General features: G+C 70.6%; 20 protein-coding genes and 1 tRNA gene. 13 read left to right on the forward strand and 8 right to left on the reverse strand.

Annotated elements, in window-relative coordinates:
* Nucleotides 1-198 precede the first annotated feature (198 nt).
* Complete coding sequence (locus tag GGD88_RS11590; protein ID WP_184435590.1) at nt 199-1,158, forward strand: hydrogen peroxide-inducible genes activator; 960 nt, start codon at nt 199-201, stop codon at nt 1,156-1,158.
* A gap of 144 nt (nt 1,159-1,302) precedes the next feature.
* Nucleotides 1,303-1,392 (forward strand) — tRNA-Ser (locus GGD88_RS11595).
* Nucleotides 1,393-1,586: 194 nt separating this feature from the next.
* Here GGD88_RS11595 and GGD88_RS11600 read toward each other — a convergent pair.
* The 8 genes from GGD88_RS11600 to GGD88_RS11635 form a co-directional block, all read right to left on the reverse strand.
* A complete protein-coding gene (locus GGD88_RS11600; RefSeq protein WP_184435592.1) occupies nt 1,587-1,802 on the reverse strand; it encodes a hypothetical protein in 216 nt (71 codons plus the stop codon).
* A gap of 2 nt (nt 1,803-1,804) precedes the next feature.
* The gene (locus tag GGD88_RS11605; RefSeq protein ID WP_184435594.1) at nt 1,805-2,368 is read right to left on the reverse strand and encodes a hypothetical protein; all 564 of its coding nucleotides are present in this window, start codon (nt 2,366-2,368) and stop codon (nt 1,805-1,807) included.
* Nucleotides 2,369-2,664: 296 nt separating this feature from the next.
* Entirely contained in the window at nt 2,665-3,681 is a 1,017-nt protein-coding gene (locus tag GGD88_RS11610; RefSeq protein ID WP_184435600.1) for an oligopeptide/dipeptide ABC transporter ATP-binding protein, read from the reverse strand.
* Nucleotides 3,678-4,667, reverse strand: a complete 990-nt coding sequence (locus GGD88_RS11615) for an ABC transporter ATP-binding protein (RefSeq protein WP_184435602.1) — start codon at nt 4,665-4,667, stop codon at nt 3,678-3,680. The genes GGD88_RS11610 and GGD88_RS11615 overlap by 4 nt, the downstream gene beginning before the upstream one ends.
* A 3-nt stretch (nt 4,668-4,670) precedes the next feature.
* Nucleotides 4,671-5,537 (reverse strand): ABC transporter permease, encoded by an 867-nt coding sequence (locus tag GGD88_RS11620; protein WP_184435604.1) that lies wholly within the window; start codon nt 5,535-5,537, stop codon nt 4,671-4,673.
* Nucleotides 5,530-6,495: an ABC transporter permease gene (locus tag GGD88_RS11625; RefSeq protein WP_184435606.1), complete on the reverse strand. Its 966-nt coding sequence runs from the start codon at nt 6,493-6,495 to the stop codon at nt 5,530-5,532. Before GGD88_RS11625 ends, GGD88_RS11620 begins: the two co-directional genes overlap by 8 nt.
* Nucleotides 6,496-6,527: 32 nt before the next feature.
* Nucleotides 6,528-8,045, reverse strand: a complete 1,518-nt coding sequence (locus GGD88_RS11630) for an ABC transporter substrate-binding protein (RefSeq protein WP_184435608.1) — start codon at nt 8,043-8,045, stop codon at nt 6,528-6,530.
* A gap of 79 nt (nt 8,046-8,124) precedes the next feature.
* Nucleotides 8,125-9,225: a P1 family peptidase gene (locus tag GGD88_RS11635; protein WP_184435610.1), complete on the reverse strand. Its 1,101-nt coding sequence runs from the start codon at nt 9,223-9,225 to the stop codon at nt 8,125-8,127.
* 1,037 nt (nt 9,226-10,262) lie between these two features.
* On the opposite strand from GGD88_RS11635, the gene GGD88_RS11640 reads away from it, so the two are divergent.
* The 11 genes from GGD88_RS11640 (at nt 10,263) to GGD88_RS11690 (ending at nt 22,157) form a co-directional block, all read left to right on the forward strand.
* Nucleotides 10,263-10,643, forward strand: coding sequence for a helix-turn-helix domain-containing protein (locus GGD88_RS11640; protein ID WP_246423715.1), 381 nt, complete (start codon nt 10,263-10,265; stop codon nt 10,641-10,643).
* 383 nt (nt 10,644-11,026) lie between these two features.
* Nucleotides 11,027-11,161, forward strand: a complete 135-nt coding sequence (rpmH, locus tag GGD88_RS11645) for a 50S ribosomal protein L34 (protein ID WP_184435612.1) — start codon at nt 11,027-11,029, stop codon at nt 11,159-11,161.
* Nucleotides 11,162-11,227: 66 nt separating this feature from the next.
* On the forward strand, nt 11,228-11,704 hold the full coding sequence (gene rnpA, locus GGD88_RS11650; RefSeq protein WP_184435614.1) for a ribonuclease P protein component: 477 nt from the start codon (nt 11,228-11,230) through the stop codon (nt 11,702-11,704).
* On the forward strand, nt 11,701-12,060 hold the full coding sequence (yidD, locus tag GGD88_RS11655; protein ID WP_184435616.1) for a membrane protein insertion efficiency factor YidD: 360 nt from the start codon (nt 11,701-11,703) through the stop codon (nt 12,058-12,060). The genes rnpA and yidD overlap by 4 nt, the downstream gene beginning before the upstream one ends.
* A gap of 94 nt (nt 12,061-12,154) precedes the next feature.
* Complete coding sequence (yidC, locus tag GGD88_RS11660) at nt 12,155-13,936, forward strand: membrane protein insertase YidC (RefSeq protein WP_184435618.1); 1,782 nt, start codon at nt 12,155-12,157, stop codon at nt 13,934-13,936.
* Nucleotides 13,937-13,976: 40 nt separating this feature from the next.
* Nucleotides 13,977-14,663, forward strand: a complete 687-nt coding sequence (gene yihA, locus GGD88_RS11665; RefSeq protein WP_184435620.1) for a ribosome biogenesis GTP-binding protein YihA/YsxC — start codon at nt 13,977-13,979, stop codon at nt 14,661-14,663.
* A 74-nt stretch (nt 14,664-14,737) separates the two neighbouring features.
* Nucleotides 14,738-15,664, forward strand: coding sequence for an acetylglutamate kinase (argB, locus tag GGD88_RS11670; protein ID WP_184435622.1), 927 nt, complete (start codon nt 14,738-14,740; stop codon nt 15,662-15,664).
* Nucleotides 15,665-16,203: 539 nt separating this feature from the next.
* On the forward strand, nt 16,204-17,121 hold the full coding sequence (locus tag GGD88_RS11675) for an EipB family protein (RefSeq protein ID WP_184435624.1): 918 nt from the start codon (nt 16,204-16,206) through the stop codon (nt 17,119-17,121).
* 194 nt (nt 17,122-17,315) lie between these two features.
* Nucleotides 17,316-17,507, forward strand: a complete 192-nt coding sequence (locus GGD88_RS11680) for a DUF1289 domain-containing protein (RefSeq protein ID WP_184435626.1) — start codon at nt 17,316-17,318, stop codon at nt 17,505-17,507.
* 65 nt (nt 17,508-17,572) lie between these two features.
* Nucleotides 17,573-18,448: a class I SAM-dependent methyltransferase gene (locus tag GGD88_RS11685; RefSeq protein ID WP_184435628.1), complete on the forward strand. Its 876-nt coding sequence runs from the start codon at nt 17,573-17,575 to the stop codon at nt 18,446-18,448.
* A 307-nt stretch (nt 18,449-18,755) separates the two neighbouring features.
* On the forward strand, nt 18,756-22,157 hold the full coding sequence (locus tag GGD88_RS11690; protein ID WP_221237120.1) for a PAS domain S-box protein: 3,402 nt from the start codon (nt 18,756-18,758) through the stop codon (nt 22,155-22,157).
* The last annotated feature ends 361 nt before the right edge of the window (nt 22,158-22,518 follow it).

Here is a 22,518-nt window from a genome sequence, read left to right on the forward strand (position 1 = left end):
AGGTAAGTGCGAATAATTCTCATGTCCAGGCAAAAATTAGGGAGATTGTTGGGAGGGCCTTGGTTATGCGGGAATTTTCTGGATCAATAGCGTGACATTGAGTGGTAGCGCCGCATAATATTGCGGCTCCGCTTTGTCCTTCTGCGCCCGCGTGCCGCCCGCCCGGCCCGGGTCCCGCCGCCTTCGGAGACCCGCCTCATGCGTGCCCTGCCCACGCCGCGCCAACTCCGCTATCTGGTCACCGTGGCCGAGACGCTGCACTTCGGGCAGGCGGCGGACCGGTGCAACGTCACCCAGTCCACCCTCTCGGCGGGCATCCGCGAACTGGAGACGCTGCTCGGCGTCACGCTGATCGAGCGCCAGACGCGGCGGCGGGTCGTGGTCACCCCCGTGGGCCAGGAGATCGTGGCCCGCGCGGCGCGCCTGCTGGCCGATACCGAGGCGCTGCTGGACGTGGCCGCGGCCCAGTCGCGGCCGCTCAGCGGCCTGCTGCGCCTGGGTGTGATCCCGACCATCGGGCCGTACCTGCTGCCCGGCGTTCTGCCCGTGCTGCGCCGGCGCTATCCGGCGCTGCGCCTGTACCTGCGCGAGGATCTCACGGACGGCCTGCTGGAGTCGCTCGCCGCCGGACGGCTCGACGCCGCGCTGCTGGCGACGCCGTTCGATCTGCGCGGGATGGTGTCGGAGACACTGGGCGAGGAGGAGGTCGTGGTGGCGTTGCCGGCGGATCATCCGCTGGCCGCGCGTGAGGCGGTGCGCGAAGGTGACCTGACCGACGAGACGCTGTTGATGCTGGAGGACGGGCACTGCCTGCGGGACCATGCCCTGGCCGCCTGCCACCTGTCGCGCGGTCGCGGCAACGAACGCTTCCAGGCCACCAGCCTGACCATGCTGACGCAGATGGTGGCGGCCGGGCTGGGCCTGACGCTGCTGCCGCGCATGGCGGTGGCGCGCGAGGTGCTGCCCGGCGGCGGCGTCGTGGTGCGCGACCTGGCGGACAGCCGGCCGGCCCGCACCCTGGTGCTGGTGTGGCGACCGGGGGCGGCGCGGGCGGCGGACTTCCACCTGCTGGCCGAGGCGCTGGCGGCGGCGCACGCGGCCCGGGGCGGTCCCGCCGCCGGTGCCGGGGCCGACGCCAAGGCCGGGGCTGGCGGTTGACGCCGCGCCCGCGGCGACCTAGGTCGAGGTCTCGCGAGGCTGGCGACGCACCCCGCGCGCCGACCGTTGACGGGCGCCGGCGTTGGCGTGTACAACGCCGATCTCGCGTCGGGGCGGCCGTCACCGCCTCGGCCTCGCCCTTGCGGAGGGCGGGCAGGACGGTAATGCAGCGGATTGCTAATCCGTACACCTGGGAAACCGGGTGACAGGGTTCGACTCCCTGGCCCTCCGCCACTTCACGACTCAGGCCCGTGCGCAGTGATGCGTACGGGCCTTGTTTTTGCTGGATTTTCCCTCCCCCTCAGTCCATACCTGTCCGCGTGAATGCAGGGTGATCCGCGTCCGCGCGATGGACAGGACGATGGGCAGGCGATGTGTGGGCAGGCGTCGGGCTATGATCCTGACGGGTCAGGACCAAGGCCGGCCAGTTATCCGTTGTCCAGGGTCAGAACGTCGCCCGCCCCGGGTGGCCGGTCGTACGGGATGCACAGCTCTGCCGCGCCGACGGCGTGCGTGGCCTGTTCGGCGGGCCAGCAATACACGTCCCCGGTGCGCGGATCGGTGAGTCGGCGGACGGCGCCGTGGGCCGAGTCCCGGATCATGGCGCGGATCTGGTCGGGCGTGGAGTTGCGGATGGCGTCCATGGTCAGGCCTCCCGCCACCGGACCGTCCGCAGCGTGTCGGCATATTCGGCCGGCTCCAGCGTGAGGTGGGTTGCCAGGCCGAACGTGGCGTCGGTCTCGTGGAATCCGCGTTTGAGGCATTCGACAGCGCACACAGCCGGATCGGCGCCGGACGCCCAGAGAGCGGCAAAGTACCTGCTCTGGACACTGTAGGTTCGCTTTTCCTCCTCCCGGGTGACATCGCCCGTGGTGAGGGTGAGGTCGAACACCGGGACAACGGACCCGGAAGACAGCGCCGCGTGTTCCTCCCAGAACGCGGCGGCGGGCAGCGGCCCCCGGCGGCACAGGCGGACCATGGCCTCAACGGGCACAGGGCGAGCGGCCAGATCATGAGCGATGGACCACGCCAAATCCCGGCGCGCGTCATCCGAAAGGCCCTCAACGTCGGACAGGCAACGCCAGAAGAACCCCGCAGTAAGGCTCGGCGACGGCCTTCGGACTGGTCTTTGCGCGATCGCCGGCACAGGCAGGGCCGTGACAAGTCCGGCGGCGGGCAGGGTCGCCGCAAGGGTACGACGTGACAGCATGGCCAAACCCCTCTTCGTCTGGGAGGGGGTCATTTTACCATGCTGCCTGGCGAGGGCCTAAAGCAACAATATTTGCAGCCGGCGCCAGAGACTATCTGGGTTGCTTCTTTGGCTTTGCACTGGTCTCGGGTCGATATTGCCAATATTTGGGCACTGTCGGTGCCCTGCTTGCGGCGTCTGGAGAGGCGCATGTGGGCGCGAGATCGCGCAGGGCTCGGACATCAGCCGGATGACGGCGACGATCGGCGCGGTGTCCCGCGCCGCCACCCCGATTTCACGGGGCCGGCCGCCGCCGGCTACCCCGACGCCGACGCCAGCACCTCGGGTGCGCGGTGGCAGGCGGCGACGCGGTCGGGCGCGACCGGCGCCAGGGCGGGCGCCTCGGTGCGGCAGCGCGCCACCGCCCAGGGACAGCGCGCTCGGTAGACGCAGCCGCCACCGGCCTCGGCCGGCATCCCGGCTGGCGACGGCGGGGCGGCGGCGTGGTGACGCCGGGTGCGTCCTTCCCACGCCGCGGCGAGGCGCGGCACCGCCGCCTTCAACGCCGTGGTGTGCGGATGCGCCGGCCGCGCCAGCACATCGACCGTCGGCCCGGTCTCCACCGCATGGCCCTGCACCATCACCAGCACCCGCTCGGTGACGTGGCGCACCACGTCGAGGTCGTGGCTGATGAACAGCAGCGCCAGCCCCCGCCGGGTCCGCAGGTCCAGGAACAGGTTCAGGACCTGAGCCTGCACCGACACGTCGAGGGCGGAGACCGGCTCGTCCGCGACCACCAGGTCCGGATCGGTGACCAGGGCGCGGGCGATGGCGATACGCTGGCGCTGACCGCCGGAGAACTGGTGCGGATAGCGGTCGAGCGCGTCCGCCCCCAGCCCGACCGCCGCCAGCGCCGCCGTCACCCGTCGGCGACGGTCGGTGCGGGCCACCTCGGGGGCCAGGCCGGCCAGCGGCTCCGCCACCACCCGCGCCACCGGCCAGCGTGGATCGAGCGAGCCCATCGGGTCCTGGAACACCATCTGCACCCGACGCCGCAGCCGGCGCAGGTCCGCCTTGCCCAGCGCGTGCGGATCGACGCCGGCGATCCGCACCCGGCCGGCCTCGGGCCGTTCCAGGGCCGTCACCAGGCGGGCCAGGGTGGACTTGCCGCAGCCGCTTTCGCCCACGACGCCAAGGCTCTCCCCCGCGGCCAGGCTCAGCGAGACCCCGGCCACCGCCTGCCGCCGTGGGCGCGGCGCCAGGGGGTGCGGGCGGGGCAGGGGATAGGCGCGCGTGACCGCGTCCACCGCCAGCAGCGGCGCCGGCATCGTCATGGCTGGCGCTCCGCCGGGGTGTCGTGCGGGTGGTGACAGGCCACGCCATGGCCGTCCGTGTCGGCCGTGAGCGGCGGCCGCGTGGCGCACAGCCCATCGGCGCGCGGGCAGCGATCGGCGAAGGCGCAGCCCGGCGGCCGGGCGCCCGGGGGCGGCACGACGCCCGGGATGGCGGCGAGCGGATCGCCCGGCCGGCCGGCGCCGCGTGGCAGGGCGCCCATCAGGCCGCGGGTGTACGGATGGCGGGGCCACGCCAGCACCCGCGCGGTGGGGCCGGTCTCCACCACCCGGCCGGCGTACATCACGGCCATCCGCTCGGCGGTCTCGGCGACCACCGCCAGGTCGTGGGCGATCATCAGCAGGGCCATGTCCGCGTCGGCCACCAGATCGGTGATCAGGTCCAGGATGCGGGCCTGCGTCGCCACGTCCAGGGCGGTGGTGGGCTCGTCGGCGATCAGCAGCGCCGGTCCGCAGGCCACGGCGATGGCGATGCCGACGCGCTGGCGCTGGCCGCCGGACAGTTCGTGCGGATACTGGTCGGGCGACACCCGCGACGGGTCGAGGCCGACCCGGTGCAGCACGGCGCGGGCATGGTCGCGGGCGGCCCGGCGCGACAGGCCCAGATGGCGGCGCGGCCCCTCGGCCACCTGGGCGCCGATGGTCTTGACCGGGTTGAGGGCGGTCATCGGTTCCTGGAACACCATGGCCAGACGCCGGCCGCGCAGCCGGCACAGGGTGCGTTCCGCGGTCGTCAGCAGATCCAGGCCGTCCAGGCGCACCCGGCCGTCGGCCCGCAGCCCCGCCGGCAGCAGCCCCATGACCGCCAGCGCGGTCAGCGACTTGCCGCAGCCGCTCTCGCCCACCAGCCCAAGGGATCCGCCCGCCGGCAGGGTCAGCGAGACGTCCTCCAGCAGCGCCACCGGCGCGGTGTTGCCCGGGCCGGCCGGCCGCTGCACCGACAGATCCTCGATCTCCAACAGCGCCATGGCTCAGCCCCTGCGCGCGCCGGCCGGGCGGCGGTCGACACCCTGGGGGTCCAGGCGCGGATCCAGCCGGTCGCGCAGCCCGTCGCCCAGCAGGTTCAGGCCCAGCACGGTGACCACGATGGCCAGCCCGGGCAGGATCGCCAGGCGCGGCTCCAGGAACAGGAAGGTCTGGGCCTCGTTGAGCATCCGTCCCCAACTGACCTCCGGCGGCTGACTGCCGAGCCCGAGATAGCTCAGGCCGGCTTCGGCCAGGATGGCGAGGGCGAACTGGATGGTGGCCTGCACGATCAGCGTGCCGGCGATGTTGGGCAGCACGTGGTCGAGCGAGATACGGGCGCGGCCGCGCCCGGCCAGACGGGCGGCCAGGACGAAGGGGCGCTTCCAGACCGCCAGGGCGGCGCCGCGGGTGACGCGGGCGAAGACGGGGACGTTGAACAGGCCGATGGCGAGGATGGCGTTGATCGCGCCGGGGCCGAGCAGGGCGGTGATGAGGACGGCGGTCAGCAGGGCCGGGAAGGCGAAGGCCAGGTCGTTCAGGCGCATCACCGCCTCGTCCAGCCAACCGCGCCGCGCGGCGGCCAGCAGGCCCAGGGGCACCCCCAGGCCGGCGCCCAGGCCGACCGCGACCAGCGAGACGGCGATGGAGACCCGCGCCCCGGCCATGAGCTGCGACAGGGTGTCGCGGCCGAAGTGGTCGGTGCCCAGGGGATGCGCAAGGGACGGTCCGGCCAGCTTGTTCGCCACGTCCATGGCGGCCGGGTCGTGCGGGGTCCAGACCAGGGAGACCAGGGCCACCACGACGACCGCGCCGGTGGTCGCGGCACCCACACGGCCGGCGGTGCCCAGGGTGCGGACGCGCCGCTCAGCCATCGGTGGCGCTCCCGCCGCGCAGCCGCAGGCGCGGATCCAGGGCGGCGTAGGACAGGTCGACCAGGAAGTTGACCACCCCCACCGTGGCCGCCAGCAGCACCACCAGGTCGCGCACCACCACCAGGTCGCGCTGGCTGACGGCCTGGAAGATCAGGCGGCCGACCCCGGGCAGGTTGAAGACGTTCTCGATGATGATGGTGCCCGCCAGCAGGAAGGAGAACTGTAGCCCCAGGATGGTGACCACCGGGATCAGGGCGTTGCGGAGGCCGTGCGCCCACAGCGCCTCGGTCTTGCTCAGGCCCTTGGCGCGGGCGGTCCGCATATAGTCCTCGCCCAGGACCTCCAGCACCGCCGAGCGTGTCACCCGCGCCAGGATCGCCGCCTGCGGCAGCGCCAGCGCCAGCGCCGGCAGCAGCAGCGCCGCCAGCGCCGGCCCGGGACCGGCCTCCCAGCCCGGGAAGCCGCCGGCCGGCAGCCAGCGCAGGGTGACCGCGAACAGCAGCACCAGCAGGATCCCGAGCCAGAAGTTGGGCACCGCGACCCCGAGTTGACTGACCCCCATCACGGCCGCGTCGGTGGGGCGGCCGCGGCGGGCCGCCGCGACCACGCCCAGCGGGATGCCGAGGGCCACGGCAAGCCCCAGCGACAGCACCGCCAGCGGGCCGCTGACCAGCAGCCGCGGCGCCAGCAACGTGTCCACCGGCACGCCGTAGGTCAGGCTGGTGGCGAACTCGCCGCGCAGCAGGCCACCGACCCAGGTCAGGTAGCGCCAGGCCACCGGTTCGGTCAGGCCCATGCTCTCGCGCAGCGCCGCCAGGGTATCGGGGCGCGCGTTGACCCCCAGCACCAGCAGCGCCGGGTCGCCGGGCAGCACCTCCAGCACCGCGAACACCAGCAGCGATGCCGCCACCAGCGTCAGGGCCAGGGCCACCATCCGCTTGGCGAGGACCCACGCCATGGACCCGGCCGGTCAGGTTGCCGCGCCGGCCGTCACGGCTGCCACGAGACACCGGTGAGGTCGTTGGCCTGCACCGGGCTGTCGCGCCACAGGCCGGACAGGCGGGCATCCCAGACCCCAAGCTTGGCGAGCTGGAACAGGAAGCCGTTCACGGCGTCCTCGGCCAGGATGGTCTGGGCCTGGCGGTACAGGTCGGCCCGCGCGGCGGTGTCCCGGGTGCTTTGAAGGGTTGCCATGAGGGCGTCGAAGGCGGGATTGTCGTAGCCGAAGTAGTAGTCGTCGCGCGCGTAGATGTCGATGTCGAGCGGCTCGGTATGGGCCACGATGGTCATGTCGAAGTCGTGGCCCCGGAACGCCTGGTCCAACCACTGCGCCCACTCCACCGGGATGATCTCGACCGCGACACCGACCGCGCCGAGCTGGGCCGCGATCAGCTCGCCGCTCCGGCGGGCATACGACGGCGGCGGCAGATGCAGCGTCAGCCGGAGGTCGCCCGGGGCGATCCCGGCCTCCGCCAGCAGGGCGCGGGCGCGCTCGGGATCGTGGGGCGACCGGTCCGTGAGGTCGACGTACGCCGGGTGGTGGGGGGCGAAGTGGCTGCCGATGGGCGTGCCGTAGCCGAACATGGCGCCGTCGATCAGGGTGTTCCGGTCGATGGCGTGACCGATGGCGCGCCGCACCCGGGGGTCGTCCAGGGGCGGGCGGCGGTGGTTCAGCGCCAGGATGGTCTCGCCCTCGGTGGTGCCGACCACGACGGCGAAGCGCGCGTCCTCTTCCAGGATCGCCAGCCCTTCCGGGGCAGGGAAGTTCGCGTAGGCATCCACGTCCCCGGCCAACATGGCGGCCAGCGCCGCCGCCGGATCGGGAATGAACCGGAAGGTGGCGGCGCTCAGCGCCGGGGCCGGCCCCCAGAAGTCCGGGAAGGCTTCCAGCTCGACACGGTCGCCCTGGACCCAGCGCACGAAGCGGAACGGCCCGGTGCCGATGGGCCGGGTCTTGTTGGTGTCGGCGGACTCCAGCCCGACCATGACGGCATCGCCCCAGCCGAGGTTATAGAGCAGACGCCCCTCAGGCCGGGACAGGCCCACGACCAGGGTATAGCCGTCGAGGGCGGCCACGCTGTCGATGGCCGCGAACAGGCCCTTTTGCGCATTGACACTGTCGTCGGCCAGGGCGCGTTGCAGGCTGAACACGGCATCGTCGGCGGTGAACGCGGTGCCGTCGTGGAAGGTGACGTCGCGGCGCAGGTGGAAGGTGTAGGTCAGGCCGTCGTCGCTGATCTCCCAGCGCTCGGCGAGTGCCGGCTGCACGCTGCCGTCGGGCCCGATGCGCGTCAGCCCCTCGAACACGTTGGCGTAGACGACCTCGTCGATGGCGGCGGCGGCACCGGCGGTGGGATCCAGGTGCGGCGGCTCCAGCACCATGCCCATGACCAGCGTGTCCGGAGGACCTGCGGTCGCGGGTCCCGGCAGCGCGGTGAGGGCGGCGACGGCCAGGGCCGCCAGCGCGGTGGCGGCACGCCGGCGGGCGCGCGGCAACGGCAGGACCATGGGACTCCTCCCTGGGGCGATCTATATCTATGGGGTGCGGGGCGGGGCCGCGCGGCGCGACTCTAGGGGGGGCGTGGCGCTACGGCAAGCCAAAGCGGGTACGGTAGTCGAGGGTGTCGCCGGTCGCGCGGGCCTCGTAGACACCGCGTGCGACGGCCCGGGCCACACAGTCGGCGGCGACCATCCCGCAGCGGGCCACGGTGCCGAGTGGATCGGCACCGAGCGCGACCCGACCCGTGGCCAGGGCGAACACCGTGTCACCGTCGAGCGGTGAATGCACCGGCCGCAGGGCGCGCGCAAGGCCGTCCTGGGCCATGATCGCGACCCGGCCCGCCTGCGCCTTGGTCAGGGCAAGGTCGGTTGCGACGGCGACCAAGGTCGTGTTGGCCCGCGGCGGCACCGCGAACGACCAGTCCGTCGGGCCGGGCGGCGGGGCGTCCGGGGCCGGACGGGCCAGGGGCCCCAGTTCGTCGTCCACCGCCCAGGGCCAGGCCCAGAACGCCGGAGTCTCGCCGATGGTGGCGCTGCCGAGGCTGTTGACGGCCGCCAGGGCGCCCACGGTAAAGAACGCGTCGTCCGTGCCGGGGGTGGTGCCGGGAGTGGCCGGCACCCTCAGCGACGCGCTGCCGAGCCCACCCTTGAGCGATCCGGCTCGGGCGCCGGTGCCGGCGCCGACCGTGCCGAGGGCCGGCGCCAGCCCCCCGTCAGCGGCCGCCGCGGCGGCGGCGGCACGGCCGAGGGCACGGTAGGGCGGGGCCTCGCCCCAGGCCTTGTCCCCGCCATTGAGGAGGTCGAACAGGACGGCCGCCGGGACGATGGGAACCACGGCATCGCCGACCGGGAAGCCGATGCCACGGGCGGCCAGCCACCCGACCACGCCGGCCGCGCTGTCCAGGCCGAAGGCGGAGCCGCCCGACAACACCAGGGCATGAATCGTCTCGACCGTGTTGACCGGGTCCAACAGGTCGGTCTCGCGGGTGCCGGGACCGCCGCCGCGCTGGTCGACCGCGGCCACCGCCGGGGCGTCCGGCAGCAGGACGGTGACGCCGGTGCGGGCCGCGGCGTCGTGGGCGTGTCCGACCCGCAGGCCGGGCACGTCGGTGATCAGGTTGCGCGGTCCGGGCCGCACGGTCCGGAGGCCGCGGTGTGAGCCGTCGCTGTGGGAGCGGGACGTGAGCATGGGGCGGGATCTCTTCTGGGGTAGCGGGAGCGGGCGCCGTCAAGGCCATCTGACATGGCACCCGGACATGGCACCAATGTCCGCGGGTCTCGGATGGTGGCAAGCGCCGGTGCGGTGGCGGCGGCGGGACCCGGACAAGGCCCGCCCGCTTGGCCTTCCTAAAAGTGTCGCGGCCGCGCGGCAAAGCCATGAGTGACTTCGGCTCAACAATGGTGTACTTTTTTGCTGTTATAACCCTGAATAAGGGTTTTCGCCGACATGGGCTGTCGGGCATCGGTGGCCTGCCCCCGGCATGGGGGCGATCCCAGGGGGCATGCGGCGAAGTGTAGGCGCGATGACGGTCGGAATGACACGCGGAATGCGTCGATTGTGGCTGGGGGCCATGGAAAGGCCGGACAGGCGGCACGCCTGCCATGCGCGTCGGGTGCGCCCGCTGTTCGGGCAGACCGCGCCGGATCCGAAGCGAAAGGCGCGGCCCCTGGGGGGTTGCTGGGGGTGCGCGGCTTCCGGAGAGGGATGCCGCAGCACGCGCAGGGCGGAGCCCGCCCTGTTCGCGGGTGCGATGAAAAGTTGGCATGCGGTGTGCTGCTCAGGCAGTCAGGACGGGGCCACCGCCGGCCCAACGACCGGATCGCCCGGCCGTCCAGCCGCGAGAGCGGGTCGCTCCGCGGATCGGCAATACCGGTTCGGCGTTCAGAAGTGGAGCGCCATGAAATGCAAGGAGATGCGGAACAACCGGCTGACTATCCGATCCGAGCCATCGAGGGCTAAACCGCAGGTGTTGCCAATGCGCCCTCAAATCAAATGTTACGGTGTCTCGGGACATCGTGGTGAATTTTTGCCTTGCGACCGTGGGTCGTAATCGGCTTTAAATGGTGGCGGGTATCCAGACCACGATTGGTATGGCATGCCACCGGAACCCCAAGAAAAGGGACTGACAAGTCATGATGGTTTCCGAAGAGGTGCGCGAGGGTCGTCGGCGTCGTGCGGCGTCGATTGATGGACCCGATCCGATTGACATCCATGTCGGACAGCGCATGCGCCTGCGTCGCACGATGCTGGGCAAGAGCCAGGACCAGATGGCCCGCGCCCTGGGCGTCAGCTTTCAGCAGGTCCAGAAGTACGAGCGCGGCACCAACCGCATCAGCGCCAGCCGTCTGTTCGACGTCTCGCGGTTCCTGAACGTTCCGGTCAGCTACTTCTTCGAGGACCTGACCAAGGACGCGGTCGCCGCCCGTGACGAAGAGGTGAAGGTCCACTTCACCGAGGACGACCTGGACATCGGTGACGACGACGATCCGATGAAGCGGACGGAATCGCTGGAGCTGGTCCAGACCTACTGGCGGCTGCCGACCGAGGTGGTGCGGGCCCGGGTCCTGGAGATGCTCAAGAGCCTCGTGCGCAGCACGCCCGAGTGACCGGGGTTCGGCATGTCTCGTCAGGGATGTGCCGGCGCACCCGCGCGGGCGGCCCGGCGCGGCCCTGGACGGCCCCAGGATCGGACGACCTGAGGGCGACAGTGGGCACCGTCTCCGGGATGGCATGAGCGGCCTGCCCCGAACGCCGATCGCGCCCGGTAACGATCCGTTGGCGCGAGTCGGTGTGGCGCGATCCGCGGGTGCGGTGTGGCGCCCGGGGCCGGCAGGCCGCCCGCCGGAGTGCGGTGCGCGCGACCACGGCCGGCCACATCCCGCGCCGGCATGGCGGGGGTGCCGCGGGGTGCAGCGTTGACACGCCCTGAGGGCGCCAGTATACACCCCGCTCTCATGCCAAACCCGCCTTTGCAGCCGGAGTCGTGACCGTGAAACGTCCCTATCAGCCCAGCAAACTCGTCCGCAAGCGCCGCCACGGCTTCCGCAGCCGCAGCGCCACCGTGGGGGGGCGCCGCGTGCTCGCCAACCGCCGGTCCAAGGGCCGCAAGCGCCTGTCGGCGTAGGCCGACCGCGTTCCGGGGGCCGCCACCGTCGCCTATCCGGGGGCGGGCCGCCGTGGACCGCGCGCCATGACCGCAGCCGAGCGTCCAGACCTCCCGAGCCCCGAGACGGCGCCGCCGCCTCCCGTCGAGCGCCTGAAGCGCCGCGGCGACTTCCTTCGCGTGGCCGGCGCCCGGATCAAGTGGGTGACGCCCGGCTTCATCCTCCAGGCCGCCCCCAATCCGTCCGCCCGTCGCGTTCCCGGTGGGGCGGGCGCGCTGCGGCCACGCCTGGGTTTCACCGTCAGCCGTAAGGTCGGCAATGCCGTGGTGCGGAACCGCGCCCGCCGGCGCCTGCGCGCCGCGGCCGATCAGGTGTTCCCGCTGGCCGCCCGGCCGGGTTGGGACTACGTCCTGATCGGACGCCAGGAGACCAACGCGCAGGCGTTCTCAACCCTTCTCGACGACATGCGAAAGGCGCTCGGCCGGCTGCCGACGTCGCCCGCGCGCAAGGGCGGGGGGGGCGATCGCGCGGGCCGGGGCCGGCGAGGCCGCGGCCGGTCATGAGCGGGCTCGGCCGCAGGCTCCGGCATCTGCCGCGTCATCTCGTGCGGGGCCTGATTCGCCTCTATCAGTTGGTCCTGTCGCCCCTTCTGGGGCCGAGTTGTCGGTTCACCCCGACGTGCTCGGCCTATGCCATGGAGGCGGTGCAGCACCACGGCGTGCTGGCCGGTGGCTGGCTCGCCGTGAAACGGATTCTTCGTTGCCATCCGTGGGGCGGCATGGGATACGATCCCGTCCCTCCGCCACGGACCGCCGGCCCTCGGCCCGACTCCGGGCACGGGGCCGAGGCCGCGTCGTCTGCGCGCTCGGCCGACGCGGGCGGGCACCGGGACGCCGGTCCGGATCCGGGGTCCCGTTGAGCGCCCGATCTCCCTGGCCGAGGCTGCTGTCGCAGACGCTTTTTCGCCCCGGCCGCCGGATGGCGGGCCGGGTTCCCTGACGGACAAAGGACTCATGGTCGAACAGCGCAATCTGATCCTGGCGGTCGTGCTTTCCATCGCGGTTCTGCTCGGGTTCGAGCTGGTCTGGCGCACCATTGCGCCGCCGCCGCCGACACCGGTCGAGCAGACCGCGGAGACACCGCAGACGCCGGCCGTGCAGGGAGCAGAGAGCGGTGCGGTGCCGGGCGCCCCCACGGCCGGGCGGCAGGCCGAGGTCCCGCAGGCCCCGGGCATGCCCGGGGTGACGAGCGCCGCCGATATCGCCGCCAGCCGCGACGACGCGCTCACCGGGCCGCGCGTGGCGATTGAGACGCCGGCCGTGCGCGGCTCGATCCGCTTGACGGGGGCGCGACTGGACGACCTGACGCTGCCGGAGTACCGCGAGACACTGGAGCCCGACTCCCCGCCGATCCACATCTTCTCGCCCACCGGGGCGCCGGACCCGTACTACGCCGAGTTCGGCTGGGTGGCCGGGACGACGGCGGATGGCGCGCCGGTCGCGGTGCCGGGACCGCAGACGGAGTGGGAGGCCACCGGCGGTCCGCTGCGGATCGACAGTCCGGTGACCCTGACCTGGGACAATGGCCAGGGCCTGCGGTTCGTGCGCACGCTTGCCGTGGACGAGCACTACATGTTCACGGTCACCCAGCGGGTCGAGAACAGCGGCACGGCGCCGGTCACGCTGTTTCCGTATGGATTGGTCTCGCGCACCGACCGGCCGGCCACCACGGGCATCTGGATTCTGCACGAAGGTCCGCTCGGCGTGTTCGACGGCACGCTGAAGGAGGTGAACTACGGCGACCTGGAAGACGAGCAGACCCAGCAGCAGACCACCACGGGCGGCTGGATCGGCATCACCGACAAGTATTGGCTGGCGGCGCTGGCCTTCGACCAGGAGGTCCAGGCCGCCACCCGCTTCAGCCGCCGCGAGGTGGACGGACGCGAACGCTTCCAGGTGGACTACCGGCTGCCGGGACAGACGGTGGCGCCGGGGGGCAGCATCGAGACCACCAACCACCTGTTCGCCGGCGCGAAGGAGGTGGAACTGCTCGACGGGTACGAGGAAACCCTCGGCATCACCAACTTCGATCTGGCCATCGACTTCGGCTGGTTCTACTTCCTGACCAAGCCCTTCTTCTATTCGCTGCTGTGGCTGGAGGACCTGCTCGGCAACTTCGGTCTCGCCATCATCGCCTTCACGGTGCTTCTGAAGATCGCCTTCTATCCGCTTGCGAACAAGTCTTACGTCTCTATGACGAAGCTGAAGAAGATGCAGCCGGAGATGAAGAAGCTGCAGGAGCGATTCAAGGACGATCGCCAGCGTCTGAGTCAGGAAATGATGGCGCTGTACAAGCGCGAGAAGGCCAGTCCGGTATCGGGCTGTCTGCCGATCCTGATCCAGATTCCCGTGTTCTTCGCCCTCTACAAGGTGTTGTTCGTCTCGATCGAGATGCGCCATGCCCCGTTCTACGGATGGATCCAGGATCTGTCGGCGCCGGATCCGACCAACGTGTTCGAGCTGTTCGGCTTGCTGCCCTGGGGGGCGCCGCAGTTCCTCAGCATCGGCATCTGGCCGCTCATCATGGGCACCACGATGTACATCCAGCAGAAGCTGAACCCGACCCCGCCGGACCCGACGCAGGCGCGGATCATGATGATGCTGCCGGTCCTGTTCACCTTCCTGCTGGCCCAGTTCCCCGCCGGGCTGGTCATCTACTGGACGATCAACAACGCCCTGTCGATGTTGCAGCAGTGGGTCATCATGCGGCGCATGGGGGTGTCGGTCAGTTCCTGACGACGGACGGACCGGACGATCGGCGGCACGGGAGAGGGCCATGGCGGACGGTACGGCGCCCGAGGTGGAGGGCGCCGCCGCGCAGGCGGCACGGATCGAGGCCGGGCGGGTGCTGTTCGCGCAGCCCTGCACCTTCCTGCGCGGCGTCGTCGACCTGGCCGGGCTGCCCGCCTCCGGCTTGCCGGAGGTCGCCTTCAGTGGTCGCTCCAACGTGGGCAAGTCCAGCCTCGTCAACGCGCTCACCGGACGCAACACCCTGGCGCGCACCTCCAACACGCCCGGGCGGACCCAGGAAATCAACCTGTTCGCGCTTGGCCCCGACGGGCGGCCGCGGCTGATGCTGGCCGATCTGCCGGGGCACGGCTTCGCGCGGGCGCCGAAGGCGAAGGTGGACGCCTGGACCCGGCTGGTGAACGCCTACCTGAAGGGCCGGCCGCCGCTGCGTCGGGTGCTGCTGCTGGTCGACGCGCGGCATGGGCTGAAGAGCGTCGACCGGACCGTGATGGGCCTGTTGGATGGCGCCGCGGTGAACTATCAGGTGGTGTTGACCAAGGCCGACAAGCTGGGCATCAAGGCGGTCGCCGAACAACAGGCGGCCACGGTGGCGGCGCTGCGCGAGCATGTCGCCGCGCACCCGCAGGTGCTGGTGACATCGGCCCAAACGGGAGCCGGTATCCCGGAGTTGCGGGCGGCCCTGGCGGAGATCGCGCAGCCGCCGGCGCCATGAGGCGGTCGCGCGCCGCGACGGCGCGACGCCGGGCGCGGGATGCCGGGCGCGGGACGCAGGGAAGGAGAGGGGGGATGACGGGCTACGACGGCACCACGCAGGACAAGGAGGCTCTGCGCGAGGTCTGGCTGGAGAAGGCCAAGACCCTGTCCGAGGCGCTGCCGTACATGCGCCGGTTTTCCGGCGAAACCGTGGTCATCAAGTACGGCGGCCATGCCATGGGCGACAGTCACCTGGCCAGCCTGTTCGCGCAGGACGTGGTGTTGCTCAAGCAGGTCGGGATCAACCCGGTCATCGTCCACGGCGGTGGTCCGCAGATTCAGAAGATGCTGGAGCGCCTGAAGATCCAGTCCGAGTTCGTCGATGGCCTGCGGGTGACCGACCGCGCCACGGTGGATATCGTCGAGATGGTGCTGTCGGGGTCGATCAACAAGGAGATCGTCACCGCCATCACCCAGGCGGGCGGCTTCGCCGTCGGCCTGTCGGGGAAGGACGGCCACCTGATCCGCGCCACCAAGCTGCGCCGCAGTCGCAAGGATCCCGACAGCAACATCGAGAAGCTGCTGGACCTGGGGTTCGTCGGCGAGCCGACGGAGATCACGCCGCACGTGCTGAACTTCTTCCAGGGCTCCGACGTGATCCCGGTGATCGCCCCCATCGGTCAGGGGGCGGACGGCGAGACCTTCAACATCAACGCCGACACCGCCGCCGGCGCGGTGGCGGCGGCGGTTGGGGCCAAGCGGCTGTTGATGCTGACCGACGTCAAGGGCGTGCTGGACCGTGACGGGGCGTTGATCGAGGAGATGTCGGCCGGCGAGGCCCACGCGGGCATCGCCGGCGGCACCATCACCGGCGGCATGATCCCGAAGGTCGAAACCTGCCTGAAGGCGGTCGAGACCGCCGTGGAGGCGGCCGTCATCCTGGACGGACGCGTGCCGCACGCGGTGCTTCTGGAGCTGTTCACCCCGCACGGGGCGGGCACCCTGATACGCGCCCGCTGAGAGACGCCGTGGTTGAATAGCCTTGCGTCAATTTCATGAAAAATGCTTCATCCGGGGGAAAGGCTCGCGTCACGGAGCGTGGGGTAGTCTCCATACCTGAAGAGAGCGTCCCCTTCGCATCTTCTGTCCCCCGAGCCGGCGGCGCGTTTCCCCCAACGCGCCGCCGGTCTTTTTTTGGGCAACAGGCATGTTTTGTGCGACGGGCATGTTTGTGCGACGGGCAGGGCGCGGCGTGCCCCCGCAGGCGCCGTTCGGGCCGTCATGGGGACGGCCAGGATGACTCGGAGAACTCTTCCTTGGACTCCCTGCGTGCCGGGTCCCACATTGGGAAGACGGCCGGGCGCGGCGCGCGCGGGCCGTTGAGAGCCGATCGTTCGAAATCGAAACCGCAGATGCGCTCCGATTTCGAACGTGAGTCGGCTCTACATTATTGATTTTAGAGCAGAGTCACGCGCCAGAATGGGGCCGAGGCGCGATTCCATTTTGGCGCGATCTGCTCTATGAATTGGTTGGGCCGCCGAGCACAGGAGAGATCCGGCATGATGAGTTCCGCTTCACGTGCGCCGTCGGACACGAGCCGACCCTGGTGGTCGGGGGCGGGTCGAGGCTGCCGCCCGTCACGGTGGGGCGCGGGCCTGGGCCTGGTTCTCGCGGCCGGCGCCGTGGGGCTGGTGGCCGCGATGCTCCCGGGCGCGGTCGCCGCGCAGGGCGCGTCCGGCGCCGCGCCGACCCTGATGCCGCACGAGGCCGTCTACGAACTGCGCCTCATCAGCCGCGCGCCCGGGACCCCGGTGGTGAGCGCCAATGGCTCGATGCGCTACCGGATCGCGGATACCTGCGACGGATGGGCGATGGAGAGCCGAACCAAGCTGGACCTGTTCTACAACCGCGGCGATCCGATCGAAACGGACTGGTCGTTCATCTCCTGGGAGAGCAAGGACGGCACGAAGTACCGCTTCCGGATCCGCTCCGAACGGAACGGCAGCGTTGATGAGATCATCGACGGTCGGGCCGCGCGCGAGCCGGATGGCGGCGGCGTGGCAACGTTCACGCAGCCGGAGGAGAAGCGGATGACGCTCGATCCCGCCGTGATGCTGCCGGCCGAGCATACCTTCGCCGTGCTCAAGGCGGCGCGGGCCGGCGACCGCCTGTTCACGGCGCAGATGTTCGACGGCTCCGAGCCCGCCGGTCCGATGCAGGCGACCGCCGTTGTCACCGAGGAGGTGCCGGCCGGTGAGGCGACGGAGCTGCCCGACCATCCCCTGCTGGCGGGGCCGTCGTGGCGCATGGTCATCAGCTTCTTCGCGCCCGAGGGCGACACCAGCCTGCCGGAGTACGAGGTGCGGCTGCGCTACCACGAGAACGGGGTGGCCGAAGAGGTGATTCAGGACTTCGGCACCATGGCCCTGCGGGCGTCGCTGCGGTCCTTGACCAAGCTCGACGACGACGGGTGCTGAGCGGCGCGATCCCTTGATTGTACCTGGATGGCGGGCCACATCCCGGACGTTCGATCCACCGGCGGTCGCCCAAGCCGGCGCTCCGCCGGCGGTCACCCAAGCCGGCGATCCACCGGCGGTCGCCCAAGCCGGCGCTCCGCCGGCGGTTCCCAAAGCCGGTCCTCGCCCCGCCGTTCCATCATAGGTCCGACCCCATGGCTGCCCCCGATCTGGACGACCCCGTGCCCTCGCCCTGTGTCTCGGTGTGCAAGCTGGACATGGCGACACGGCTGTGTCTTGGCTGCCGTCGCCACATCGACGAAATCCGGCTGTGGACGAAGATGACGGCGGCCGAGAAGCGCGCCGTGTGGGCGCGCCTGGAGGAGAGGGCCGCCGCGGATCCCTGACGGCACGGTCGGACCCGGTCGTGGCGCCGCCGTGCCGAGCGAACACGCGAAGGACCAAGGCCACCATGCCCGTTCCGCCGCTGTCGGTTCCCTTGTCCACCCGCCTGCGCTATCTGGCGATGGGCCTGCGGACGGTGGTCGGTGGGCGACCGGGCGGGTTCTTCATTCCCTATCGCCACGCCGACAGCGTCGGGCACGCGGCGCCGGCCGAATACCCCGCCGCGGCGGCGGCTTTCGAGCGCGCGGCCGACGGCTTCCGGGAGGTTCTGGCCGCGATCGACGACCACGCCGAGGCTCTGCTGACCATCCCCGACTCCGCGCCGCCCCCGTCGCCGCGCTGGGGCCAGCTCTGGTTCCCGGGGCTCGACGCCGCGGCTGCCTACGCCCTGGTGCGGCGCCATCGCCCCGCCCGTATCGTCGAGGTCGGCGCCGGGCATTCCACCCGGTTTTTAGCGCGGGCGCGCCTGGACGGGGACATCGCGGCCGACCACCGTTGTATCGACCCCCGGCCGCGGGCGGCGCTGGACGGCCTGCCGGTCCGTTGGGTGCGCGAGGTGTTGGCGGTGGACCACCTGCCGCTGTTTACGGCGCTGGAGGCGGGCGACATCGCCTTCTTCGATGCCAGCCATATCCTGATGCCCGGGACCGACGTGGACATCATCCTCAACCGGATCCTGCCCAGCCTGCGACCCGGAGTCCTGGTCCATTTCCACGACATCTTTCTGCCCGACCCCTATCCCGCGAGTTGGGCCTGGCGCGGCTACAACGAACAGGCCGCTGTGGCCGCCCTGGTCGCCAACCGTGCGCTCGACCCCGTGTTCGCCAGCCGCTACGCGTTGACCCGCATGCAGGCTCGCCAACGCAGCGCGGCCCTGGCGGCGATTCCGGTCCCGTGTCCCGACCGGGAGAGCAGCCTGTGGGTTCGGGTGCCGCGGGCGTGATGGGGGTCGCCACCGCCACACCGAAGGGTGGGACGGAAACCGTATAACGGGAGACCTGTCGCCGACCCCAGAACATCGGGCGAGGCGAGGGGAGTGTTTTTTAACCATTGCCGGATACACTATTCAAATGAGATGAGGGGCGGGATTACCTAAAATAGAGCGCGTTTCGCTTCAGAACTCCGTTTTTGGACACGTTTTCTCGTGGTTTGGTCTCGGGTTGCCCTGGTTCTTGATGAATTCAGGGTTGTGACCGAGAGGGTGACGGCGCCGGTCCGGGGGGGCAGCGCGTCGCCGAGGGGGAATCGGCGTGAGCATCCTCAGGATCCGCCAGCAAGACGGAAGTGGTGGCGCCCTGCGGCGGTCCGGTGGAGACGACGCCAACGGCACGCGAGCACCGCGGCCTCTGTGGCGCCGGCTTCTGCCGTCCATCGCGGTTCTTTTGGGGGGGCTGGTGGCCTTGCTGGCCTATGGCCTGGTCACCACCCAACTGCGGGCGCTCGACGGCGAAAGCCAGCGGCTGCTGGCCGACGCCCGCGACGATCTGACCGCGACCATAGACCATCAGGCCGAGAGCCTGCTCATGGTGGCCGAGGTTCTCGGCGAGTCGGCCGCGATGAAGCGGGGCTTGCAGACCGGCAACCGCAGCGGCCTGCAAGCGGTGTTCGCCCCGGTCTACCGCTATCTGCGTGAAACCCACGCGGTTACCCATGTCTACTTTCATCGCCCGGACCGGGTCGTGCTGTTGCGCTTGCACGCCCCCGACCGACATGGCGACGCGATCGACCGATTCACGCTCCGGCGGGCCAGCGAAACGGGTCAGTCGGCCAGCGGCGTCGAGTTGGGGCCGCTGGGGACCCTGACGCTGCGGGTGGTCTGGCCGGTGGTCGGCGGCGTGGACGGGCAGACGGTCGGCTACCTCGAACTGGGACGGAGCGTGCAGGACGCCCTGTCCCGGACCCATGTCATGGACGACCTGGCGACGGCGATCTGGGTGGACAAGACGCGCCTGCGCCGGGAGGACTGGGAGGCCGGTCGGTCGGTGCTGGACCGGCCAGCCGGGGCCGCCTGGGAGCGGTACGAGAGTCACGTGGCCGCCTACGAATCGAGCGCCGACGCCGGCGCGCTTTGGTCCCGCCTGTTGGCGGACGTCGGGGCTCCAGGCGACGCGCGGCTGCGCCAGATCGCGGCCGGACGGCGGCATTGGCACGCCGAGGTCACGCCGTTCTTCGATGCCAGCGGCGGCGCCATCGGCGTTCTCATGCTGGCGCGTGACGTCACCGCCGCCGTGACGGCGCTGCGCTGGCAGGTGGCCGGCATCGTGGCCAGCACGGCGGTGGTTCTGGTGGGCTTGGTCGCGTTCTTCGCCATCATGCTGCGCCGGGCCGATCGGGACATCCAGTCCCATGCGGCCGATCTGGCGGCCAGCGATGAGCGCCTGCGGGCCACCCTGCGGTCGATCGGCGAGGCGGTGATCGGGACCGACGCCGAGGGGCGGATCATGGACATGAATCCGGTGGCCGAGGCCCTGACCGGCTGGCCGGACTCCGAGGCGCGGGGACGGCCGTTCGACGCCATCGTCCGCACGCAGGCCGGTGTCTCGGGCGGACCCGCCGGCTCGCCCGTGGCGCGAGTCCTGGCGAGCGGCACGGGCGTGACGTTCAGCGACACCACGGTTCTTGTTGATCGGGCCGGCACCGTCCGTCAGGTGTCCGACAGTGCGGCGCCGATTCGCGACCGCAACGGGGCCATTCTCGGCGTCGTGCTGGTGTTCCGGGACATGACCGAAAGCGCCCGCGCGCGCGCCGAGATCGAGCGTCTGAGCGAGCGTCTGGCCGTGGCCGTGCAGTCGGCCGGCATCGGGGTGTGGGATCTGGACCTGGCCAGCCGCACCCTGGTCTGGGATGCGCGCATGTTCAGTCTGTACGGGATCGACCCGGCGGATTTCTCGGCGCGGTTGGAAGACTGGGCGCAGTGGGTCCACCCCGACGATCTGCCGCGGGTCCAGGGGGAGGTTCGCGCCGCGATCGCCGGCGATGCGCCGTTCGATACCACCTTCCGTGTGGTGCGCCCGGACGGACAGACGCGCCACATGCGGGCGTTCGCGCATATGATGCGGGACCCCGCGGGGCGGGCCACGCGACTGGTCGGGGTGAACTACGACGTCACCGATGTACAGCGCCTGGAGGAAGATCTGCGGACCTCCGAGCGGCGCTTCCGCGACTTCGTCGAGTCGACCTCGGACTGGGTCTGGGAACTCGATACCGACGGGCGGGTCACCTACATCTCCGACAACTGCGAGGTCAATCTCGGCTATACGCCGGCGGAGATGCTCGGGCGCACCCCGGCCGACTTCATCGTTGGGGAAGAGGGCGCGCTGTTCGAGCGCGGTCTGCGGGCCGCGGCGCGCGACCGCACGGCGATCAAGGCCGTCGAGGCGGTCAACCGCACCAAGGACGGCCGCTTCGTACGCCTGCTGTCGAACGTGCTGCCCATCTTTGACGACAGCGGGACACTGGTCGGATTCCGCGGCACCAGCACCGACGTGACCGAGAAACGCCGGATCGAGGACGTGTTGCGGTTGCGCACCCGGGCCCTCGCGGCCGCCGCCAATGGCATCATGATCACGCGCGCCGAAGACGACCAGCCGATCGTCGACTGCAACCCGGCGTTCGAACGCATGACCGGGTATGCGGCGTCAGAGGTGCTCGGGCGCACCCTCGGGTTCCTTCTGGGCGATGAGCCGCATGGCCAGTCCCTCGAAGAGAGGTCCCGGCGCCTGCTTGAGGCATCGAACGGAGAGTGGTTCCCGGCTCCGGTGCGCCTTCTCCGCAAAGATGGTGTGCAGTTCTGGGCGCAGCTCAGTATCGCGCCCGTCGCGGATGAGACCGGCGCCGTCACCCATTGCGTCGGCGTTCTGGAGGACATCACCGACCGTATCGAACGCGAGGCCGATCTGCGCGAGGCGCATCATCAGGCCCAAGCCGCCAACCGCGCCAAGTCCGAGTTCCTGGCCCGCATGAGTCACGAGCTGCGGACCCCCCTCAACGCGGTGATCGGGTTCTCGGAGATGATGCGGCACGAGATTTTCGGACCGTTGGGCGACGCCCGCTATGCCGACTATGCCCGGGACATTCACGTCAGCGGCGAATACCTCCTCAGCCTCATCAGCGACATCCTGGACATGGCCAAGGTGGAGTCCGGGCGCATGATGCCGGAGGAAGGCCGCGTCAGTGTACAGGGGACCCTGGACTCCGTGCTGGCGATGGTGCGCAGCCGGGCCCTGGTCCGGGACCTGCATGTTGTCATGGCGGTCGACGCCGACATGCCCGACCTCTGGATGGACGGTCGCATGCTCATGCAGATGGTCATGAACCTGGTGTCGAACGCCATCAAGTTCACGCCGATCGGGGGCCGCATCACGCTGGGGGCCAGGCTTTCCCCCGATGGCATGCGGATCCTGGTCACGGATACCGGGATCGGGATCCCCTCCGACGAACTGGAGACCGTTCTGGAGCCGTTCCGCCAGTCCAGCCTGACACGCAGCAGCACCGAACCGGGCACCGGTCTCGGCCTGGCGCTGGTCAAGTCTCTGATCGAGCTGCACGGCGGCACGCTGCATCTGGACAGTCGCCCCGGCGTGGGCACGACCGCGACCCTGATGATCCCGGTCGAGCGCGTCTTGCGCGAGGAGACGTCCCAGACCGCCTGACGGGTCGCCGGTCCGGTGACGCCGGGCGGCATGCCGACCAGCCTCCAACAAACCCGGGGCGGTTTACAGCCGAGTGCGACAAACCGGACTCGCGGCACGATTTCGGTTTGTCGGAAAAATCGGCTGAAAATCATATAGGTCGCGCGGAGTCACGCGATCAATCCGAACCACATCGTGGTTCCGATTGATCGCGATCCGCGCTCGGTATCACATCGCCAGGGCGATGGTATGAGAAAGTGCTGCGGGATGGGATCGACGCAAAAAAGAGGTTCATGACGGAAAATCGGGGAGGGGCGGACAACGGGACGGTCTGACACACTGGTAGTTGCGACACGACACAGACTGCCAGGGAGGCCCCGTT

The sequence above is a fragment of the Roseospira goensis genome, from assembly GCF_014197795.1.
Classification (GTDB): domain Bacteria; phylum Pseudomonadota; class Alphaproteobacteria; order Rhodospirillales; family Rhodospirillaceae; genus Rhodospira; species Rhodospira goensis.

Excerpts from the sequence above, each read along its gene's own strand:
- GGD88_RS11620 (WP_184435604.1), bottom strand. The coding sequence starts at position 5,537 with ATGGCTGAGCGGCGCGTCCGCACCCTGGGCACCGCCGGCCGTGTGGGT.
- GGD88_RS11590 (WP_184435590.1), top strand. The coding sequence starts at position 199 with ATGCGTGCCCTGCCCACGCCGCGCCAACTCCGCTATCTGGTCACCGTG.
- GGD88_RS11685 (WP_184435628.1), top strand. The coding sequence starts at position 17,573 with ATGCCCGTTCCGCCGCTGTCGGTTCCCTTGTCCACCCGCCTGCGCTAT.
- GGD88_RS11610 (WP_184435600.1), bottom strand. The coding sequence starts at position 3,681 with ATGACGATGCCGGCGCCGCTGCTGGCGGTGGACGCGGTCACGCGCGCC.
- GGD88_RS11680 (WP_184435626.1), top strand. The coding sequence starts at position 17,316 with ATGGCTGCCCCCGATCTGGACGACCCCGTGCCCTCGCCCTGTGTCTCG.
- yihA (WP_184435620.1), top strand. The coding sequence starts at position 13,977 with ATGGCGGACGGTACGGCGCCCGAGGTGGAGGGCGCCGCCGCGCAGGCG.
- GGD88_RS11640 (WP_246423715.1), top strand. The coding sequence starts at position 10,263 with ATGCGCCTGCGTCGCACGATGCTGGGCAAGAGCCAGGACCAGATGGCC.
- GGD88_RS11600 (WP_184435592.1), bottom strand. The coding sequence starts at position 1,802 with ATGGACGCCATCCGCAACTCCACGCCCGACCAGATCCGCGCCATGATC.
- rnpA (WP_184435614.1), top strand. The coding sequence starts at position 11,228 with ATGACCGCAGCCGAGCGTCCAGACCTCCCGAGCCCCGAGACGGCGCCG.
- GGD88_RS11625 (WP_184435606.1), bottom strand. The coding sequence starts at position 6,495 with ATGGCGTGGGTCCTCGCCAAGCGGATGGTGGCCCTGGCCCTGACGCTG.
- yidC (WP_184435618.1), top strand. The coding sequence starts at position 12,155 with ATGGTCGAACAGCGCAATCTGATCCTGGCGGTCGTGCTTTCCATCGCG.
- GGD88_RS11635 (WP_184435610.1), bottom strand. The coding sequence starts at position 9,225 with ATGCTCACGTCCCGCTCCCACAGCGACGGCTCACACCGCGGCCTCCGG.
- argB (WP_184435622.1), top strand. The coding sequence starts at position 14,738 with ATGACGGGCTACGACGGCACCACGCAGGACAAGGAGGCTCTGCGCGAG.
- GGD88_RS11615 (WP_184435602.1), bottom strand. The coding sequence starts at position 4,667 with ATGGCGCTGTTGGAGATCGAGGATCTGTCGGTGCAGCGGCCGGCCGGC.
- GGD88_RS11605 (WP_184435594.1), bottom strand. The coding sequence starts at position 2,368 with ATGCTGTCACGTCGTACCCTTGCGGCGACCCTGCCCGCCGCCGGACTT.
- GGD88_RS11630 (WP_184435608.1), bottom strand. The coding sequence starts at position 8,045 with ATGGTCCTGCCGTTGCCGCGCGCCCGCCGGCGTGCCGCCACCGCGCTG.
- GGD88_RS11675 (WP_184435624.1), top strand. The coding sequence starts at position 16,204 with ATGATGAGTTCCGCTTCACGTGCGCCGTCGGACACGAGCCGACCCTGG.
- yidD (WP_184435616.1), top strand. The coding sequence starts at position 11,701 with ATGAGCGGGCTCGGCCGCAGGCTCCGGCATCTGCCGCGTCATCTCGTG.